At 64.2% G+C, this 813-nt stretch carries 1 protein-coding gene; it reads left to right on the top strand.

Features of this window, described 5'->3' with window-relative positions; translation table 11 throughout:
- The coding region (locus ILT44_RS30570) for a DDE-type integrase/transposase/recombinase (protein WP_204243367.1) at positions 1–813 on the top strand (813 nt) is incomplete at its 5' end.

Below are 813 nucleotides of genomic sequence, written 5' to 3'. Positions count from 1 at the left end.
AAGCTGCCCTGGAAGGCCACCGAGGAAGAGCGCGCCATCGTCTGCGCCTTGCGCCAGGCCACCGGCTTTCCGCTCGACGATCTGACCTTCATCGTCACGCACTTCCTGCCGCATCTCAACCGCGATGCGGTCTACCGCATCCTCAAGGCGGAAGGCCTGGGCCGCCTGCCGCCGGCGCAGCAGCGCCAGCGCAAGATCGGCACCTTCAAGGACTACGACCTCGGCTTCATCCACATCGACATCAAGCACCTGCCCAAGCTGCAGACCGCCAATGGCGAGAGCCGCAAGCGCTTTCTCTATGTGGCCATTGACCGCTGCTCGCGCTGGGTGCATCTGGCGGTCAAGGACGATGAGCTGGCCACCAGCGCGGTCGCTTTCCTGAACGAGGCGGTGCGTGCCTTCCCCTTCAAGATCACGCACGTGCTCACCGACCGTGGCTCGTGCTTTACCGCCGATGGCTTCGAGGAGGCCTGCCGGAGGTTGAAGGTGGAGCATCGCAAGACCAAGCCCTACACGCCGCAAACCAATGGCCTCGTGGAGCGCTTCAACGGCCGGGTGCAGCGCGAGGTGCTGGGGATCACCATCTATAGCCACCAGGATCTGGAGACACTACTCAAGGGCTTCAACCAGGCCTACAACAGGAGACGCCAGCGCGTGCTCAAGGGGGCCTCACCCGAGCAGGTCGTGCAACGGCGCCTGGCCGCCGAGCCCAACCTCGCCAACGCGCGCTTCAAGCCGCCCGATCCTAGAGCACTTCCCCAAGCCCTCCAGGTCGTCGCTCATGCCAAGGAGGTCTCGCATCCAGACAATTAG

The sequence above is a fragment of the Microvirga arvi genome (genome assembly GCF_016892765.1).
In the GTDB taxonomy this organism is placed as follows: domain Bacteria; phylum Pseudomonadota; class Alphaproteobacteria; order Rhizobiales; family Beijerinckiaceae; genus Microvirga; species Microvirga arvi.
The sequence above is the reverse complement of the archived record's forward strand: the minus strand, read 5'-3'. Positions and strand labels throughout refer to the sequence as shown.